Genomic DNA, 19,932 nt, shown 5'->3' with positions numbered 1-19,932 from the left:
CATTCTTATCAGCTCCTTGTATAGTAGGGGGTGTAAAGGGGTGCTTAAAGATGAAGATTACGAAGGTAAAATTATATGTCCATGATATGCAAAAAATGGAGCAGTTTTATGTTGATCTGTTAGGCTTTACTTTGTTAGAAAGAACAGCTGATTATTTTACAATAGCCTTGGGGGAAAGCAGGATGATATTTGAGAAGATTCCTTCTAAAATGCCAAAGCAGTATCATTTTGCATTAAATATTCCTAGTAACTTATTTCAACAGGCAAAGATTTGGGCAAATGAGCATGTAGGCTTGCTGGATTCAGAGGGGCAGGATGAAGTCTATTTTGATTTTTTAAAAGCATATGCATGCTATTTCTACGATCCTGAAGGCAATATAGTGGAGCTTATTGCAAGACAGGAAATAAATCCAAAAGATGCTGAAGTTAATTTTTCTGTAGAGCAAGTGTTACATATTGGAGAAATCAATTTAACGTCAGATGACATTCGGACAATTGCTGAAAAGTTAAAGGAGTATGCTATTAATCCCATAGCTAACAAGGAAATTCAACTAGATAGCCTTAATTTTCTAGGGAACTATGAAGACGGAGCCAATATCCTTTTAGGACCGAGTGGACGTCTTTGGTATTTTTCTGATAAGAAAGCAGTAATCAGCCCGATTAGTATTGAAATAGATGAAGCTTTACAATTAAATATGGATGAAGAAGGTCAATTAACGCTTCTGCAACTTTGACATCATAAACTTATCGTTGATTAAATATATGTTATTTTGTATATTTATTCAAAATAAGGAGGGTGTTATATGTATATAATCAAAGAAACAAATCCAACGATAGACTCGTATAAAGCATTGCACCAAACAACTGGTTGGAATGCAAAAGGGCTGTATACGTATGAACAATTATACAAGGCTATTTGTAATAACTGGTTCAGTACATCTATATATGAAAAAGAAAATCTAATTGGTTATGGACGTATTATCTCTGATGGTATCTATCAAACATTTATCTGTGATGTGATGGTGCACCCTGATTATCAACGAAAGGTGTTGGCACAATGGTGATGGATGCTCTTTTAGAGCAATGTCAAAAAGAAAATATAAAATGGGTTCAATTATTTTGTGCTAAAGGTAAACAACCTTTCTATCAGAAGCTTGGATTTAAAGAACGTGAAATAGATGCTCCTGGTATGATGTTGTTTTATACGGAATGAATAAAGGAGCTAGAATCGTTGAAAGTAAAATGCCTAAAAATCTATGAATTTGGAAACCCGCAAGAGGTAATAAGGCTAGAGAATAAAACAATCGAGCCTCCTCAAGGTCAAGAAATTCTTGTTCGTATGCTAGCCAGACCGATTAATCCCTCAGATTTAATCCCAATATGGGGGAAATATGCTCATAGAATCACTTTACCAACTATACCTGGCTATGAGGGAGTAGGAATAATAGAAGCTGTTGGACCGCTTGTTTCACCGAAGATTATTGGTCAGCGCGTATTGCCGTTACGGGGAGAGGGAACTTGGCAGGAAATAGTGAAAACGCAAGTAGATTTTGCAGTGACTATTCCTGAAACTATGGATGATTTTACAGCAGCACAAATGTATATTAATCCAATTACAGCCTTCGTAACATGCTCAGAGGTACTTAATTTACAATCAAACGATGTCTTATTAGTAAATGCTTGTGGTTCTGCCATTGGACATCTCTATGCTCAACTTGCGAAATTGCTAGGCTATCAACTTATTGCTGTGACACGAAGTAATCAGCATACTGAAGAATTACTGCAACTTGGGGCAGCTTTTGTCATTGATACCTCTCAAATGCCACTTTACGAAACGGTTATGGCATTAACAAATGGTAAGGGAGCAGATGCAGCAATTGATTCGATTGGTGGAGAGGCAGGCAATCAGCTTGCCTTCTGCGTAAAGCCCGAGGGTATTTTTTTAGCTATTGGTCTTTTATCGGGTATTCAGGTAAATTGGACATATATTGTGAAGGAAGCAAAGGTACAAGCGAAGATGTTTCATTTACGCCATTGGCAACGTCAGACGTCAATTGAAAAATGGCAACAAACGATGCAACAACTTATACACCTTGTACAGGATGGCTCCTTAAAAATGATGAATGTACATGCTCATTTTCCATTATTGGATATCCATAAGGCAATTTATGCTGTTGAGGGAACTAAAAAAGGAAAGATATTTTTAACGAATGTTGATTAAGTAACATACTACCGTCGTAGTTGGGCTAATACGGGTAGTATGTTTTTTTATAGGAAAATGAGTGTTTTTAGCTCTGAAGAAAATAGTTCATACATTGGCCTGCTACAAATAGTCAAAAGAAGTGAGCCCCCGCTCCAAAGAGTAAGAAAGCCGCTCAAAGTAAGTGAACCTCCGCCCAGATTAAAGAACTCACTAGCAATAGTAATAACCTATCATTTTATAAAACTAACTAAATTAGTAATTTGAGGTAATAAAAAGGTATGATAAGGTTAGGTGTTTTTAAATAAAGGAGTACAGATGATGGAGAAAATCAACCAACTAAAACAGTCAATACAACGATTGAGTGAAGCTGATGCGAAGTCGATGCTTCTTTTAACTTTAATAAATGAACAATCAAGAGACAGCATGTTACAGTTTTTATTACAGCAAGCGGAGGAGCGGGATCCTTTAAAGGTACAAACGGTGCATATTATATTCGGTCATTCACCTGGGGGGAACTTGAAAGCAGCCTTTCGTAATCCTGACTATGCTAAGTCCGAGGAAATCATTGTTGTGCCAGGTAATTTTTCTGTTGGTCCTTTGAAAAATGTACATACATGGGACGGGATTGAAGCACGTTATCAATGGTTGGAACAGCGCTATACAATAGAAGACGATGGATTGATTATATGTGAGCGGGAGATGAAGGAAGCAATAGAGAAAATTAAAAATATCCCCCCTCATCAGGCTATAATGATTTGGACTTGTCAAAATGCTCATGAGCAAATAGGACTTCGACTCGTTTTGGCGATGCTCGAACAGAAAACAAATGCTATCTATGTATTGGATACTTTTCAGTTATTTCATGAGTTATATACTTTACCACAGTTAGCAGAGGATCACTATCCAAGATCGACTGGAGAGGTCAGAACAGAGGATTTACTTTACTTTTATGAACACTTCCAAGGAAGGCCATTAAAAGAAGCATTGAGGCACTCCCTATGCAAAGAAGGGCTAAATCTGTTAATGGATGATTACGATTGCATACATACATGGAAATATCATGAACTCTGGGGCAATCATAATGAAGATAGAGAGGATGACTTGATCATTGCCTGTGCTAAACGTTTACAGGAAGAACAAGAGGAAACTCATTACCAAGTGGCCGCTAGGTTAATTGGAGAGGTGCTGGGGCATATGGAAGAATTGAGAGAGGTTGAATGGATTGACTATCGTCTACGCCAATTAATTCAGCAAGGCATTTTTACTTATGAAGGCGAGTTAAAGGGAATATTATACTATAAAGTAAAGTTAGCAGACGCAACGAACTATAAACCTTGATGATTTTTATGATATAATTTTTTTGATATAGACGGTTAGAAGGAGTGAGATCATTGTTAAAAACAGAAGTATTTGAACAATTAAAAACGGCAATGAGAGAAAAAGATACATTAGCGAAGGGTGTATTATCTCTTTTAAAATCAGCATTAGATTCAGCTGAAAAAGAAAAGGGAGAGGCTTTAACAGCTGAGGAAGAAATGGCTATTATTAATCGAGAGGTCAAACAAACAAATCAGGCTTTAGAAGGAGCACAAACGGCTGGGCGAGAAGACCTAATTGAAAAAGAGGAAGCCAAATTGACACTTTTGAAATCCTTTTTACCAAAGCAATTATCAGAAGAAGAAATTGCAGACAAATTAGTGGCAGCGGGTGTTGGAAAAGGAATGAACATGGGAGAAGCCATGAAAATTGCAAAACCATTGCTGACAGGTCAGGCTGAAGGTGCCGTTATTTCAAAAGTTGTGAAAAGTATTATTGCCTAAACCTTTACCATTCTGGTAGGAGAGTTTGGAAAGAAGAATCCGCTATGCCGAAAATGGGCATAGCGGATTTCTTATATTTTATAACTGGAATTTTTGAATGATATTGCGGAGCTGTTGAGCCATTTCAGCTAAGTTATTAGAGGAAGCTGTTATTTCTTCGATACTTGCGGATTGCTCCTCAGAGGCAGCTGCTACGTTTTGAATATTGCCTGAAGCTTGTACAGCTACAACTCCCACTTGTTCAACGGAACTAGCGATACTGCTAACACCTTCATTGATATATGACATCACGTTATTGACATGGTCCATTTCCTTTGTAAGTGCTGTGACGTGGGCATAGATATCAGCAAATGCCTCGCCAGATGCATTGAATGTTGTTGAGCTTTCGGCAAGATTACTGCTACTGATAGCCATTGATTTGACAGCTTGTGCAGATTCCTCTTTAATCGTTTCAATACGTGTACGGATACTGTTAGTAGCCTCTAAAGATTGATCGGCTAATTTACGGACTTCCTCCGCCACAACAGCAAAGCCTTTACCGTGTTCACCTGCACGCGCTGCCTCAATCGAAGCATTTAATGCAAGCAAATTCGTTTGATCCGTAATTTGGGTAATCAATGTCACAATATCCCCAATTTCATTTGTATATGTGCTTAAACGTTCTACTACCACTGCTGACTCTTGAATAGCCTGAGATGTTACGGCCATTTTTTCAGTAGCATCTTGTATGGTAGTGTTGCCCTTTTCTGATATAGCAGATGCTTGGAATGCCTTATCTGTAACATCGGTTACACTTGTCACTACCTCTGACATTTTGTTAGAGATGGTTGTAATATGACTATCCACTTCTTCTATCGAAGAGGTTTGCTTTTCTGAACCCGCTGCCACCTCTTGCATAGAAGAGGTAATTTGCTGAATGGATGCACTTGTCTGTTCGGAGCTTGCTGTTAATTCCTCTGACATTGCGGCCACTTGTTCAGCATTTTGAGCGATTTGTGTAATTAACGAACGCAAATCTTCCGTCATGTTTTCAATGCCTGATGAAAGTTGGGCGATTTCATTGGAACCTTTTATTTGAAGTGGTTCGACAGCTAAATCACCCTGTGCAACTTGACCAACATAGCGCGTCATTTTTTTTATTGGCTTCGTAATGCCCACACTAATAAAGTAAGCAACGATTATACCAAAAATTACAAAGACAATCGTTAAAATAATACAAATCCAAAGTGTCTCCGTTTGTAGCTTAGAAATGAAGGAAGCATCCATATCTAAACCGAAAATAATATCTGTATCTTTAAATGGGATAAAAATGGATTTATGGATACCATACTCATCCTTGTAAATATCGCTTGTTTGTGTGTTGCCAGATGCTACGGCTTCATGCATTTCTTCACTAAATACATAATCTTGCTGATGATTGTCGGTATTACTTAGAGCGACGATATGCTCCTTACCGTTTGCTTTAGAAAGGACATAGGCGTTTTCTACATCATATTTTTTAACCGTTGCATTTAATTGATCCAAAAGCTTTTTGTATTTGTCAGGGCTACCATTATCCGCTGCTTTTACATCATTTTTCTCAATATCTTCAAAAATCGTGGTCGATGTAATCTCTAAAGTAGATTCAAATTGTTTAATAACAAAATTGTCGATAATGCGGTAAGAAACGGCAAATAACACAATACTAAAGAGCAAGGAAATAATCGCTATTGGAATGGTGAAACTGGCAATATATTTGTAGAGTAAAGAACTCTTAAATTTAGTGACGATACGCAATGTGTGACGCCTCCAGTACTTTAAGCTTTTGCTGTAAGAAATGAATCATATTAGAGATATGTTCTGTCTCTGTATAAGGTGAGATAGAGAAAAACTTTGCCGCTGCAACTGGTACTTGCTGTGTGGTATCCCTAGTACTAACCGTGCAAACGCGCGTTGTGTCACCAAAAAATACTTCGTCTCGACCTTCTCCAATAATTTCAAAGAATGAAGCATTGATACCGTTTATGTGTTCTATTTGGTCTTGTGTATAGTGACCAGCTTGTTCAGCTTGCCAATTCATGCCGTCTGGATATAAACGGAACGCTGTGACTGGCCCAATATTGGATTCATTAACCACCTGTAGCATTGGTGTTTTTTCAGCTAATTGAGCACGGAATGCTAAGTTCACACGTACATAATTAGCTAATAGTTGTTGATAGCCTTCCTTACCGAATGCCTGCAATGCAGCAAAAATTGCAATGGAGCTACCCATACGAGAGCATTCTAATGTATAGCCAGTATGATAAGAGCCATAACCACGATTGCCTACATATGGCGTATCAAAGTCCTCCATATCTAGTAGCTGTAAACTTTTACTTTCCTTAATTAAGAATAGACTAGTTAAATAAGGAGTTTGACCAAGCTTTTGGAAGTCAAAGCATAGGCTATCCGCAATGGATAAATGCTGCATACGTTCATGGATTTGTGCTAATCCTTGTAAAACCTCTGCCTCGAATTGGAGTGGATTTTTATTATAATCATAATCATTGAAGAAGGCATAAAAACCACCTAAAGCCGAATCAGCATGAATATGTACTGGTTGTAAGTTGTATTTCTTCTCAAGGGTTGTTGTGACTTCTTTGATGGCTTGGACATCATCAATGCCAAATTGATCAGTAGCACCTGTTGTCGCTACTACATAAACAGGAATACCGCCATTTTCGATGACTTCTGTCATACGTGCACGTAAGTCTTCCACATCCATCGAATGATCTTTACCCGCTTTTACCCGCACTAAATGTTTACTGCCGATACCCACTGCTTCTACTGATTTTAAAAGACTGTAATGGGCATTCTCTGAAGCAAAGCAATATAAATTAGTAGGAACACCATCTTCTTTTGCTTGAGGGAATTGTTTTGCAATGGCAAGACGAAGTCCACTGAAAACAGCACCTTGTCCACCCCACGTTGTATAGCCAAAACTTTTTGTATAGTCATAGCCCACTAATTTAGACATCATTGCTACTACTTTAACCTCACACTCAGCAGCAGCAGGGCCATAAACATCCCATAAATTATTGCCATTTAATAGCGCATTTGTAAACTGTCCTAACACTCCAGGAATACTTGCCATTGGTAAAACATTTGTTACAAAGTTACGTGTATGATAAGGGTGTCCTTGCATTAAATGTGTCAATTCTTGTACAACTTGATCTAGTCCAATCCCAGTTGTTGGCACTTGATGCTCTTGCATAAGCTCTTGATAAAAATTAGCCGATCGCTCTTTCATTGGACCAAGAGTTGTCTTATTTGGGTTCTTTAATTCATCTAATGAGGAAACAATTTTCTCTAATAGGGACAAAAAATTCTCTCTTTGTTGGATATTTCCATCTTCGCTCTGGAATAATTGTTGGATATTCTGCATATTCATCATCCTTTTTATAGTTCATATTTCCTCTATTTTTACTTTAATAAAAATAGGACATTATACTAAAAGTATAATAGCATATTTTAGCAGAGATGGTGATTATATTTTACTGAAAAAATATTTATAGACATTTCTGAAAAATCTAAGTTTTATTTACAAATTCTAACTATCTTACTGCGGCTTAATTCTTAAAGAAATATCTTGAGATGAAAAAGGATGATAATATTATTATAAGAAAAACTTTAAGCGCTATTACTTTTTATCTATTTGCCTAGTTAAAAGAAAAAATCTGCACAAAGAAAATGCAGATTTTAAGCGTTTTGTTATAGTTGGTTTATTTTGTGGTTTCAAAATTATAGACATGATGTGCTTGTTTTTGAATCATTACTGGAGGTGTTAATTGTAATAACTTATTTCTTAGGCTAATTAAAAAACGATTATTCATCTGAGCCATTTTGCCAATATTCCATGATTGCTTAGAGATTGTATTTCCTTTTTCTTTTCGATGGGCATTGTAATTGGCAGATGCTTGAGTGATATTTTCATACTTATTAAGATATTCTGCTAATATTCGAGCATCTTCGATTGCTTGACATGCCCCTTGCCCCATGTCGGGTGTAACAGCATGCGCAGCATCCCCAATAAAAACGGTACGATGATGGAGAAACGCACTTTATGAGTTAAGTAAGGAAAACAAAGATGCTTATGGTAAAGCACTTGATAAATTAATGAAAGAACATGCGGAATAATATAGTACCATATGGGGTGACTTCCAGTAAGTCCTCTATATAAAAATCCCCTCTAAGTACGTTTTAAACGTCTAAAGAAGGGGATTTTTAATTAACTATTAATGGATTAGACATACCATAACATGAGAACCTAAACAACTAGCACAAGCGACAGCACCTACAACATTTCCACCAAATATTACTGACGCACACGCAGCACTACATATTTGTTTTGTCAGTTCAGGTGCATCATACCAATAGTTTTTTAAGCATTCCCATGAATCACTCCAATAACCTGCTTTAGCACTGTTAGTTGATAAAAGGGAAACTTCTGAGTTTTCATCGAAATATACTTGTTTATCAATTACTTTATTTGTACTTGCTTCAATAGTCATACCAAGCATGTCTTCGTTATTCAATGTTGCATAAGTAACATTGATTTCATTATGATAAATTCACCAACTTCACCAGTTGTTTTATCATAAGTAGTCAGTAATCGTATATCAAAACTTTCATTGTTCTTTTTATAAGGAATCATTAATCCATCTTTATTTTTACCGTAATCCATATACTCAGTATTTTGCCAATCAAAGTTTTCTCTACTGTATTCACTATGTGTGAAATTCTCTGCAATATCTAAATCCTGTTTCACTTCATTTACAACTACTGAGTCATTAAGGAAACCATTCTTTTCAATTTGCAAAGGTGCTTGTTGTGAGCAACTATTACAATCAGTAGTGTCAGTAGTTTCATTTTTTTCTTTAGCTAAAGCACCTAAATTTACAGATAGGGGTTGAAATGCTAAAAACATAACCATTACAAAAAAGATTAATTTTTTCTTCATTTACTAACCTTCCTAAATTTAAATTTACTTTTTTTGAAAAATTTGTACCACGGGGTACCTATAAAGAAAACAGCAAACAATAGGATAAGAAAATCATAGGTTTGTATCCCAACTGAAAAAAGGATAAGCAATACGGCTATAAATGCCAATACTCTAAGTAGGACTGATTTTTTCATTTAAGACCCCCATTCTTTTCTGATATTTCGGGAACGGTTGATATACAAAAACCATTCATAGAAAATTCTAACATTGAAAATATATAATTACCATAAATATACCAATTGTTATATTTTCTTTTATACTACGAAGTATATTCTGTTCTACTAAATAGGTGTAACATTAGATATTAACGAAGATGAAGCGGTACAACAAGCACTTTCGATATTAGAAAAAGAATTTGTAACATTTGATGATAAGGATTTCGATAAGTTAGTAAAGCTTATGTATAACTTTTAAATGTGTTCCAAGCAACTAAATTTTTTCTAATAGTAGATGTAATATTATTGAATAAAATGAAGTGTTTGGTGAGGTTGTGAGGTCTTATCAAGTGGTTATCCAAGAAGAAAAAGATGGAAAAGAAGAAGTGTTCGAAAATATTAGTCATAGTCAAATGCTTGATTATTTTTCTAAACATCATGATACGGCTTACCGCTTCAAATCATAAGTAGTTAAAAACCATTAAGGGTAAAGGGAGGGCTTTATGTGAAAACACCTTCTAATGATGAAGAATATGTAATTACCTATATTGATTTGGACACAGATAGAGAGCCTCTATTATCTTTTAATTCTAAAAAAGAAGCGGAAGATAAGTTTAAAGAAATAAAAAAGAATAAAAATTATATATCTGAGTTCCTTATGACAAGAAGCCAATATGACCAATTCCAATTGGATGTAATCATAATGGGTGAATCAGATGAAGGAGAATTTTAAAAGGGGGAGTGGAGGTACATTGGGAGAAAAATTCGTTGTAACAACGGAACAGGTAGATGAATTAATCCTTAACTCACATTACATTAGACTTATTAAATAAGCTGAAAATGCTAATGCAAAGATCAGATAAATCCGATTCCACTATAAACTAGTTTCCTTTTCATTCACTGTGTCCTCTCTTTCACCCTAAAGATGTATGATTTTAATGTATGTTATCTGGAAAACAATATCAATGTTGTTACGTATTGAACGTCATTATCTGTTTGAATACTGAAAAAATAACCATACTACAGTGGAGGTGAGAACATGTATAAATTATTATCACATAATGATCTAGACGGAGTAGGGTGTGGGATTTTAGCCAAGCTTGCTTTTAACGATAAGGTGAAAATACGCTACAATTCCATTACAGCACTTGATCGCGAAATCGAATTCTTTTTGGAGAATGATCAACAGAAAACATTTTTGTTTATTACTGACCTTTCTCCAAATGAAGAGAATGAAAAAAGGATTCATGATTATTATCAGGCGACAGGTAATGTGCAATTGTTGGATCATCATAAGACAGCACTTCATTTCAATCAATATGAGTGGGGAAAGGTATTAATTGAGGATGAGCAAGGCTTTTTAACGTCAGCTACATCTTTATATTATCAATACCTCGTTATCCATGGACTATTAGAAAAAACAGAAGCCATTTCTGAATTTGTAGAGTTAGTAAGACAATACGATACATGGGAATGGGAAAAGAACGGCAATTTACAAGCGCAAAGATTAAATGCACTCTTTTTTTAGTGTCGATTGAAGAGTTTGAAGAGAAAATGCTCGAGCGTTTAAAAACAAGTGATCACTTTGACTTCGATGATTTTGAAAAGAAAATTTTAAGCATGGAAGAAGAAAAAACAGAGCGTTACATTCGACGTAAGAAACGGGAGCTTATTCAAACCACTTTGGGTGAATACTATGCTGGGGTTGTCTATGCAGAATCCTATCTTTCTGAGCTTGGTAATGAATTGGGAAAGGAAAATCCGCATCTTGATTATATTGCGATGATCAATATGGGCAGTAAAAAGATATCCTTTCGAACAATTCATGATCATATTGATGTGTCAGCTATTGCCGCCAAATATGGTGGAGGTGGACATCAAAAGGCTGCTGGCTGCTCATTAACGGTGGAAGCTTACAAGCAGTATGTAGTGGCAACATTCCATATAGAGCCTATTCCAGAGGATGCAAAAAGAAATCGTTATAACATAAAAGGGTCTACGTTTGGGACTTTCTATAAAAATCAGCAAGATGAAATGTTTATGCTCTATTCAAACGATGAGGTTGATTGGATAATTGAAAAAAATAACATGCCACTGACACAATCCTTTGCGGGCTTTAATGAAGCAGAGTGGTTTTTAAAGCGAAATAATCAAGCATGGCTAGTAAGAGATGATCTCTTTGTGGACTATTTAATGCATGAAGTCAATAAAGTTCGTCATCTACATAAAGGGGTGTAATATCCTTTTATACATAATGAATCTTCAACATAGAAGGTTATATAATGCATGATTGAGCACTACAATGAATCATAATGATCTTTATAAAAAATGAGGTGTACGGTTGTCCAATGATATGATTCGAGTTGTGGATTTGGATAAGGAAAATCGGAGAAGTAAGAAATGGCTTATTATTGTGATCCTTTTATTAATGATTGCTAGTGGATCGACGCTGTATTTGTGGTGGGATCAGGATGTGAATTTTGAAGCCTATAAAACGGATGTAGGGAAAACAGCTAGCAATAGCTTAGGAAGGTTAACATTAAATGAAGTGATTATAGATGATAATCAAATTTTACTGAATGCAACTTTCGAACCTGGAAAAGAGTTTAAACTAGACCATCAAGTATTTTTCTTTCCGCAAATTCTCGTCAATGGTCAAGATTATATGGTTCGTAATGGAGGACAGTCCATAGCAAAGTCTGCCAACGTCTATACAATATACAATAGTATTAAAATGGATGATTTTCCGACTGATGAACAATTAGAATTAGTTATTCGTTATAAAGATTGGAATGTTGAAACACCAATTGAGAAGCCATGGGAATTTCAGGTAGATGCTTCACAAGAGCAATTACAACAAGATCGTGAAATCTTTTCTATTGATAAAAAAGTAAAGCATGGTGATCAGCAGGAAATAACCATTGACAAAGTTGTCTCCACACCTATTTCCACAACCATTTATTTTCATGCTGAGGAAAGTGTTGTCAATGATGCGTTACACTTTAAAATCCAATCAAAATCTGGACAATCATGGGCTTTTGCCACACCCTATCCATTAAATAAAGAGGGTACAAGGTGGGGAAGTCGTGTAGATGCACTCTATTTAACAGAAAAAAATTACACTTTAATTCCAATCAATAAAGAGGGTAGTAAAGTAGGTTCTGCAATTAAAATAAAGAAAGATGAATAATGAATTAAATTTTACAAACTCTTAATCTAATAAAAACTGCTTTCCATGTAAAATGAAATAAAAGATATGGAAAGTAGTTGAGAGTTTGCGAAGGCTTTGGGAGATTTTTTTTGTTGCTTTAAAATTGGGCTGTACCTCATTCGGAGGCCCAACAGCTCATCTAGGTTATTTTCAACAGGAATATGTACAGAAGCGTAAATGGCTTTCTGCACATGATTATGGTCAACTCGTTATGTTAAGTCAATTTTTGCCTGGTCCTGCATCTAGTCAGGTGGGGATGGGGGTTGGCTTACTTAGAGGAGGAGTATTAGGAAGCTTTCTATCATTTCTTGGTTTTACCTTACCATCTGTTCTGATACTTATAATTTTTGCCTATTTCTCCAAGTATACAGAGTTTAAGATGGATTGGATTCATGGTTTGAAGTTAGTAGCAGTGGCGATTGTCGCTCATGCTATTTTTGATATGAGCAAAAAATTACTCTCGACAAAATGGCACTGGTTGATTGCTATATTGACATTGTTAACAGTATTGACGTGGCTAAATCCATTTGCTCAAATCGTAGCAATATTGATCGCTGCTTGTTTAGGCTTTCAACTTCTGAAAAAAAGTGACGCGAGTAATACCTCAAAATTAGTTCATATACCTATTTCAAAAACCACGGGCATTGTTTTACTAGTACTTTTTTTCATGCTACTCCTAGGTTTACCTGTATTAGCCGCCTTATGGCAGCATGAGTGGATTTCCATGATGGAGAAGTTTTATCTTGCAGGTGCCTTAGTATTCGGTGGCGGTCACGTTGTTTTACCTTTACTGGAAACACAATTTGTTCAAAGTGGTCAAATAAGTACTTCAGATTTTTTAGCTGGCTACGGTATGACACAGGCAGTTCCGGGCCCTTTATTTACATTTGCTGCATATATCGGTATGGTCATTGCTGGCGTTCCAGGGGCTATTATTGCTACTTTCGCAATATTTTTACCAGCGTTTTTGCTAGTGGTTGGAGCGCTACCATTTTGGATTAGCCTAAGCCGTATTGCACGTCTTAGAGGTGCGATGGCAGGCGCAAATGCGGCGGTCGTTGGCATTCTAGCCGCTGCTTTTGTACATCCCGTTGTAACACAAACCATCCTCAGCACGTTAGATATTTTCATAGTGGCTGTCTTTTTATGGTGTTTAATTCGATGGAAAATACAACCTTATTTATTGGTGCTTTTAGGAATTGCTGTGGGCGTCATTTTTTATACATGAAAAATCTGCACTTTCGATTGTTAGATTCTAACTAATAATCGGAGGTGCAGTTTGTTTTGTCATTACAGAATCAATATTCATTAAAAGTATCTGTGGGGTTTCATAGCGTTCCTTCTATCGATTCGTTATAATGTAGAAATGGAAAAGACTTAACGCGAAAGAAGGGATTGCTATGGCACGAGGTGTTTACATTCATATTCCTTTCTGTCATCAAATCTGTAATTATTGTGATTTCAATAAATTTTATTTTAAAAATCAACCAGTGGATGAATATATAGAAGCGCTTGGAAAGGAAATGGCCCTGACAACAGAAAAACATCCTGAAAAATTCCGTAACATCGAGACGATTTTTCTTGGTGGCGGAACACCGACAGCTTTATCGCCTGAGCAATTGGACAAACTACTAACGTCTATTCATACGTATATTCCAATGAATAGTGTGACAGAATTTACATCAGAGGCAAATCCAGATGAATTGTCTGCAGCCAAATTGCAGGTGTTGTTCGACGGTGGTGTCAATCGTTTAAGCATGGGGGTACAATCTTTTGACCAGGGATTGCTACAGAAGATTGGACGCACTCATAGTAATGATCATGTCTATGAAACAATCGCCTTGGCTAGGAAAATTGGCTTCCGTAATATCAGCATTGATTTAATGTATGGCTTACCTGGACAAACAATGGCGCAATGGAAGGATTCATTAGCCAAAGCTTTTACTCTTGATTTGCCACATTTCTCTGCCTATTCTCTTATTGTAGAACCCAAAACGATTTTTTATAATCAGTACGCTAAAGGAAAATTGTATTTACCGACAGAAGATTTAGAAGCGGATATGTATGATGTGCTGATGCAACAAATGGCCTTACATGGGCTTCAACAATACGAAATTAGTAATTTTGCAAAGCCTGGGTATCGTTCAGAGCATAACAAGATTTATTGGGATAATGATGAATATGTGGGGTTTGGCGCAGGGGCTCATGGGTATTTAGCAGGTATACGCTATTCCAATCACGGTCCATTAAAAAAGTATATGGAAGCTATTGAGGCAAATGAGCTACCAATTGTCCACGCACATGAAGTATCACAAGTGGAAAAAAGAGAAGAACAAATGTTTTTAGGGCTAAGAAAAACAGAGGGTGTTATGCACTCTATATATGAAGAGAAATTTAAAACACCTATGTCTGCCCATTATGATGTGGTAATAAAAGATCTAGTGTCAAAGGGGCTTTTAGAACAGGATGAGCTTGGGGTACGCTTGACGAGAAAAGGACGTTTTGTGGGCAATGAAGTATTTCAACAATTTTTGCTAGAAGATTGAGCGATATCGTTGACATAAAATGTGGGATTTGATAACTTAATAATAGTATTAGCACTCCTCTTAGTTGAGTGCTAACAGAGGTGATAATCATGCTAACAAATCGGCAGTTACAGATATTGCAAGTCATTGTAGACGACTTTATTGTGTCTGCGCAGCCGGTAGGTTCTCGCCAAATCTCCAAAAAACAAGGGATTACATTTAGTCCAGCCACTATTCGAAACGAAATGGCGGATTTAGAGGAATTAGGCTTTTTAGAAAAAACGCATACCTCCTCTGGTCGAGTGCCTTCGGAAAAGGGTTACAGATTTTATGTAGATCATTTGTTGAGTCCTCAAGGTATTAATTCCAAGGACATTCAACAAATTCAATCAATTTTTAATGATCGACTAGTAGAAGTAGAGCATATTATCCGAAAGTCAGCCAATATTTTATCAGAGCTGACATCGTATACTTCCATACTTTTAGGACCTGATGTCCAAAGGCATCGTGTTAAACGGTTTTCAATTGTCCCTCTCTCAAGCGACACAGCAGTAGCGATTATCGTGACGAATAATGGGCATGTAGAAAACCGCATGTTCAATCTACCACCTGACTTTACCGCTTCTGATTTAGAGAAAATGGTGAATATCTTAAATGATCGCCTTATTGGAGTTTCATTAGAGGATCTCCATAAAAGCCTTGAAGCTGAAGTGCTAGCCGTGTTACAGCAACATGTTCGGTCAGCGGATGATTTTATTCGCGCACTTATCACAGCAACAATGCATAATTCAGAAAGTAAAATTTTCTATGGTGGGAAAACGAATATGTTCAACCAACCAGAATTCCATGACTTAAATAAAGTCCGGATGATTTTGGACTTGATGGAGACGACTAGCCAAGTGCAGTCACTTTTCCACCCGAATGAATCAGGTATTCATATTCGGATAGGCTCAGAAAATAAACAACTAGAAATGGAAAATTGCAGTGTCATTACCACTACCTATTCTATTGGTGATGATCAACAGGGAGCCATTGCTATTATTGGCCCTACACGTATGGATTATAAACGTGTTGTAGCTTTATTAGACGTAATGCGCTTGGATTTAACACAAGCCTTTATGAAGAATCGTAGTGAATGATAATGAGGAGGATTCAAGTGACGGAAACAACGGAAAACAAAGATTTAGTACAAGAAGATGTACAAGCTGAAACGACAACTGAGGAAGTAGAGCAAACAGAAGTTCAGGAAGAAGTAGAGTTATCAATTGAAGAACAGTATGAGGCTAAGCTGGCTGAACTACAAGCAAAGCTGGCTGACGAAGAAAATCGTCACCTACGTTTACGTGCTGACTTCGATAATATGCGCCGTCGTAATCAGTTAGACCGTGAGGCAGCTGAAAAGTATCGCGCCCAAAGCTTACTATCTGATCTATTACCAGTCCTTGATAATTTTGAACGTGCTTTACAAGTAGAGACAACTTCTGAAGAGACTGCATCGATCATTAAAGGAATTGAAATGGTGTATCGCTCTTTAATTGAAGCAACAGAAAAAGAAGGTCTGCAAGTGATTAAAGCTGAAGGTGAGCAATTTGATCCAACAATTCACCAAGCTGTTATGCAAGAACAAGATAGTGAAAAAGAAACGGGTATCGTCTTACGCGAACTACAAAAAGGATATATCTTAAAGGATCGTGTATTACGCCCAACAATGGTATCTGTGAACGAATAGTCTTTGCACTATTTAGTCAATTAAAATTAGTTAGAAAACGCATCCCTTGCGTTGACATAATAGGAGGAAATTTTAATGAGCAAAATTATTGGTATTGACTTAGGAACAACAAACTCTTGCGTTTCTGTACTTGAAGGTGGAGAACCAAAAGTAATTCCAAACCCAGAAGGAAACCGTACAACGCCATCTGTTGTTGCCTTTAAAAATGGTGAACGTCAAGTTGGTGAAGTGGCGAAACGTCAATCAGTAACAAATCCTAACACAATCATTTCTATTAAATCAAAAATGGGTACAGCTGAAAAAGTAACAATCGAAGATAAAGACTACACGCCACAAGAAGTATCTGCGATGATTCTTCAATACTTAAAAGGCTATGCTGAAGACTACTTAGGGGAAAAAGTGACAAAAGCAGTTATTACAGTTCCTGCTTACTTTAACGATGCACAGCGTCAAGCAACTAAAGATGCTGGTAAAATCGCAGGTCTAGAAGTAGAGCGTATCATCAACGAACCTACTGCTGCAGCTCTTGCTTATGGATTAGATAAACAAGATCAAGATCAAAAAGTATTAGTATTTGACCTTGGAGGCGGTACGTTTGACGTGTCTATCCTTGAGTTAGGTGACGGTGTCTTTGAAGTACTAGCTACAGCTGGTGATAACAAACTAGGTGGAGATGATTTCGATGACGCAATTATCGAATATCTAGTAGCTGAATTCAAAAAAGAAAATGGCATTGACTTATCAAAAGATAAAATGGCGATGCAACGCTTAAAAGATGCAGCTGAAAAAGCGAAAAAAGATTTATCTGGTGTAACATCAACTCAAATCTCTTTACCATTCATTACAGCTGGTGAAGCAGGTCCATTACACTTAGAAATCTCTTTAACTCGTGCAAAATTTGATGAAATTACTTTACCTTTAGTAAATCGTACAGTAGGACCAGTACGTCAAGCATTATCTGATGCAGGTCTGTCAACTTCTGAAATTGACCAAGTTATTTTAGTTGGTGGTTCTACACGTATTCCAGCAGTACAAGAAGCAGTACGCAAAGAAACAGGGAAAGAGCCTCACCGTGGTGTTAACCCTGACGAAGTTGTTGCAATGGGTGCTGCAGTACAAGGTGGCGTATTAACAGGTGATGTGAAAGACGTTGTATTACTTGACGTAACACCTCTTTCACTTGGTATTGAAACAATGGGAGGCGTGTTCACAAAATTAATCGACCGTAACACAACTATTCCTACTTCAAAATCTCAAGTTTTCTCTACAGCAGCTGATAACCAACCAGCAGTAGATATTCATGTTTTACAAGGTGAACGCTCAATGGCAGCTGACAATAAAACATTAGGTCGCTTCCAATTAGCAGATATTCCACCAGCACCACGTGGTGTGCCTCAAATCGAAGTAACATTCGACATTGATAAAAACGGTATCGTATCTGTAAAAGCAAAAGATCTTGGTACGAACAAAGAGCAAACAATTGTGATTCAATCTGATTCTGGTTTATCAGAGGCAGAAATTGAACGCATGGTAAAAGACGCTGAAGCTAATGCGGAAGCAGATGCTAAACGTAAAGAAGAAGCAGATCTTCGTAACGAAGCAGACCAATTAGTATTCCAAGTGGACAAAACAATTGCTGACCTTGGTGAGCAAATTACGGAAGACGAGAAAAAATCTGTTGAAGATGCTCGTGATGAATTGAAAAAAGCGCTTGAAGCTGGTGAATTAGAAGGTATTAAAGCAGCTAAAGAAAAACTAGAAGGCGTATTACAGCCACTAGTGATGAAAGTTTACGAACAAGCGGCAGCAGCTGCTCAAGCAGCTCAAGGCGGCGATGCAGGTGCAGACACTGGCGCTGGTAAAAAAGATGACGGTGTTGTAGACGCTGAATTCGAAGAAGTAAAAGACGATAAATAAGAAGTAACACAGTTAAGTGAAAAAGCCAAAGACCGCTTGCGGCTTTGGCTTTTGTCATGATGTGAGGTCACTTCACGTAAATGCACCATTTATGGGCTAGTTGCATACGTTAGCTGCTAGGAAGTGAGTATCTTCATTATTGGAATTTATAGAACGTTTAATCGAAAAATTAAGGCAGTTTTTTCAACTGCATGTTACAATAGATTTTATGCAAACAGAGCGGAGTGTGAATCATGGAGAAACGCGATTATTACGAGGTGCTTGGTTTAACAAAATCGGCAACAAAAGATGAGATTAAAAAAGCATATCGTAAATTATCAAAGCAATATCACCCTGACCTTAATAAAGAGGCAGGCGCAGATGAAAAATTCAAAGAAATCGCTGAAGCATATGAAGTATTAAGTGACGACCAGAAAAAAGCACGCTACGACCAATTTGGTCATGAGGATCCGAATGCTGGTTTTGGTGGTGGCTTTGGAGGGGGCGGCTTTGGCGGCTTCGAGGATATTTTCAGTTCATTCTTTGGCGGAGGTGGTCGCCGTCAGGATCCAAATGCTCCACGTAAAGGGGATGATCTGCAATATCGTATGAACATCCAATTTGAGGAAGCTATTTTTGGAAAAGAAACAGAAATAGAAATCCCAAAAGATGAAACGTGTGAAACATGTCACGGTTCAGGAGCAAAACCAGGCACGCAACCAGAAACATGTTCGACATGTAAAGGTGCAGGACAAATCAATCAAGCAGTGGATACACCATTTGGTCGTATGATGAACCGTCGTACATGCTCAACATGTCATGGGACAGGTAAAATTATTAAAGAAAAATGTACGACTTGTCGTGGAGAAGGAAAAGTTCAAAAACGTAAGAAAATTAAAGTGACAATCCCAGCAGGTGTGGATGATGGACAGCAAATTCGTGTATCTGGTCAAGGTGAACCAGGTATAAACGGTGGACCTGCAGGGGATTTATATATTATGTTCCGCGTTCAAGGTCACAAGGATTTCGAACGAGATGGAGACGATATTTACTTCGAGTTGAAATTAACATTCCCTCAAGCAGCACTTGGGGATGAAATTGAAGTACCAACAGTCCATGGGAAAGTAAAATTACGTATTCCGGCTGGAACACAGTCAGGTGCTCAATTCCGTCTAAAAGATAAAGGTGTTAAAAATGTTCATGGTTATGGTATGGGTAATCAGTATGTGACAGTAAAAGTAATGACACCAGAAAAATTAACGGAAAGACAAAAGCAATTATTACGAGAATTTGCAGAAATTAGTGGCGATATCCCTGAAGAACAAGGTAGTTCACTATTCGACAAAATTAAGAAAAAATTCCAAGGTGAATAA

At 37.1% G+C, this 19,932-nt stretch carries 18 protein-coding genes and 2 pseudogenes; 15 read left to right on the top strand and 5 right to left on the bottom strand.

All coding sequences use genetic code 11. From position 1 onward, the window contains the following. Positions 1-50 precede the first annotated feature (50 nt). The 6 genes and pseudogenes from LCP48_RS15865 (at position 51) to LCP48_RS15840 (ending at position 4,023) form a co-directional block, all read left to right on the top strand. On the top strand, positions 51-734 hold the full coding sequence (locus tag LCP48_RS15865) for a VOC family protein (protein WP_225340373.1): 684 nt from the start codon (positions 51-53) through the stop codon (positions 732-734). A gap of 69 nt (positions 735-803) precedes the next feature. Next, positions 804-1,102: pseudogene (locus tag LCP48_RS15860) on the top strand (GNAT family N-acetyltransferase); the annotation flags it as partial. Beyond that, positions 1,100-1,213 carry a hypothetical protein gene (locus LCP48_RS15855; protein ID WP_404805905.1) on the top strand — a complete coding sequence of 38 codons (114 nt, stop codon included), beginning with the start codon at positions 1,100-1,102 and terminating at the stop codon, positions 1,211-1,213. The pseudogene LCP48_RS15860 and the gene LCP48_RS15855, both read left to right, overlap by 3 nt. 18 nt (positions 1,214-1,231) lie before the next feature. Then, a complete protein-coding gene (locus LCP48_RS15850) occupies positions 1,232-2,221 on the top strand; it encodes a zinc-dependent alcohol dehydrogenase family protein (protein ID WP_225340370.1) in 990 nt (329 codons plus the stop codon). A 300-nt stretch (positions 2,222-2,521) separates the two neighbouring features. Further along, the gene (locus tag LCP48_RS15845; protein WP_225340369.1) at positions 2,522-3,541 is read left to right on the top strand and encodes a DUF1835 domain-containing protein; all 1,020 of its coding nucleotides are present in this window, start codon (positions 2,522-2,524) and stop codon (positions 3,539-3,541) included. A 53-nt stretch (positions 3,542-3,594) separates the two neighbouring features. Continuing rightward, positions 3,595-4,023 carry a GatB/YqeY domain-containing protein gene (locus LCP48_RS15840; RefSeq protein ID WP_202341256.1) on the top strand — a complete coding sequence of 143 codons (429 nt, stop codon included), beginning with the start codon at positions 3,595-3,597 and terminating at the stop codon, positions 4,021-4,023. A gap of 78 nt (positions 4,024-4,101) precedes the next feature. On the opposite strand, the gene LCP48_RS15835 is transcribed toward LCP48_RS15840, so the two are convergent. From LCP48_RS15835 to LCP48_RS15815, 5 genes are all read right to left on the bottom strand, one after another. After that, positions 4,102-5,799, bottom strand: a complete 1,698-nt coding sequence (locus LCP48_RS15835) for a methyl-accepting chemotaxis protein (protein WP_004226996.1) — start codon at positions 5,797-5,799, stop codon at positions 4,102-4,104. Further along, positions 5,783-7,426 (bottom strand): pyridoxal phosphate-dependent decarboxylase family protein, encoded by a 1,644-nt coding sequence (locus LCP48_RS15830; protein WP_225340368.1) that lies wholly within the window; start codon positions 7,424-7,426, stop codon positions 5,783-5,785. Before LCP48_RS15830 ends, LCP48_RS15835 begins: the two co-directional genes overlap by 17 nt. 337 nt (positions 7,427-7,763) lie before the next feature. Then, positions 7,764-8,039, bottom strand: a complete 276-nt coding sequence (locus LCP48_RS15825; RefSeq protein WP_004227001.1) for a flavin-dependent monooxygenase — start codon at positions 8,037-8,039, stop codon at positions 7,764-7,766. Positions 8,040-8,276: 237 nt separating this feature from the next. After that, on the bottom strand, positions 8,277-8,552 hold the full coding sequence (locus LCP48_RS15820) for a hypothetical protein (RefSeq protein WP_004227003.1): 276 nt from the start codon (positions 8,550-8,552) through the stop codon (positions 8,277-8,279). A gap of 20 nt (positions 8,553-8,572) precedes the next feature. Beyond that, positions 8,573-9,001 (bottom strand): hypothetical protein, encoded by a 429-nt coding sequence (locus LCP48_RS15815; protein ID WP_004227005.1) that lies wholly within the window; start codon positions 8,999-9,001, stop codon positions 8,573-8,575. A 702-nt stretch (positions 9,002-9,703) separates the two neighbouring features. Between LCP48_RS15815 and LCP48_RS15810 the strand changes: the two genes are divergently transcribed. From LCP48_RS15810 to dnaJ, 9 genes and pseudogenes are all read left to right on the top strand, one after another. Next, entirely contained in the window at positions 9,704-9,931 is a 228-nt protein-coding gene (locus LCP48_RS15810) for a hypothetical protein (RefSeq protein WP_009373817.1), read from the top strand. Between the two features lie 306 nt (positions 9,932-10,237). Beyond that, positions 10,238-11,436, top strand: a pseudogene (locus LCP48_RS15805) (DHH family phosphoesterase). A 103-nt stretch (positions 11,437-11,539) separates the two neighbouring features. Further along, the gene (locus tag LCP48_RS15800; RefSeq protein ID WP_004227019.1) at positions 11,540-12,388 is read left to right on the top strand and encodes a DUF4179 domain-containing protein; all 849 of its coding nucleotides are present in this window, start codon (positions 11,540-11,542) and stop codon (positions 12,386-12,388) included. Positions 12,389-12,473: 85 nt separating this feature from the next. Beyond that, the gene (gene chrA, locus LCP48_RS15795; RefSeq protein WP_009373820.1) at positions 12,474-13,637 is read left to right on the top strand and encodes a chromate efflux transporter; all 1,164 of its coding nucleotides are present in this window, start codon (positions 12,474-12,476) and stop codon (positions 13,635-13,637) included. Between the two features lie 172 nt (positions 13,638-13,809). Further along, the gene (gene hemW, locus LCP48_RS15790; RefSeq protein ID WP_009373821.1) at positions 13,810-14,955 is read left to right on the top strand and encodes a radical SAM family heme chaperone HemW; all 1,146 of its coding nucleotides are present in this window, start codon (positions 13,810-13,812) and stop codon (positions 14,953-14,955) included. Positions 14,956-15,044: 89 nt separating this feature from the next. After that, positions 15,045-16,073 carry a heat-inducible transcriptional repressor HrcA gene (gene hrcA / locus LCP48_RS15785; RefSeq protein WP_004227036.1) on the top strand — a complete coding sequence of 343 codons (1,029 nt, stop codon included), beginning with the start codon at positions 15,045-15,047 and terminating at the stop codon, positions 16,071-16,073. Positions 16,074-16,090: 17 nt separating this feature from the next. After that, positions 16,091-16,663 (top strand): nucleotide exchange factor GrpE, encoded by a 573-nt coding sequence (gene grpE, locus LCP48_RS15780; protein ID WP_004227038.1) that lies wholly within the window; start codon positions 16,091-16,093, stop codon positions 16,661-16,663. 75 nt (positions 16,664-16,738) lie between these two features. Continuing rightward, positions 16,739-18,580, top strand: coding sequence for a molecular chaperone DnaK (dnaK, locus tag LCP48_RS15775; protein WP_009373824.1), 1,842 nt, complete (start codon positions 16,739-16,741; stop codon positions 18,578-18,580). Between the two features lie 233 nt (positions 18,581-18,813). Beyond that, on the top strand, positions 18,814-19,932 hold the full coding sequence (dnaJ, locus tag LCP48_RS15770) for a molecular chaperone DnaJ (protein WP_004227049.1): 1,119 nt from the start codon (positions 18,814-18,816) through the stop codon (positions 19,930-19,932).

This window comes from Lysinibacillus capsici, assembly GCF_020217405.1.
GTDB lineage: Bacteria > Bacillota > Bacilli > Bacillales_A > Planococcaceae > Lysinibacillus > Lysinibacillus capsici.
Note: the sequence above shows the minus strand (reverse complement) of the source record. Positions and strands in the feature narration are given on the sequence as shown.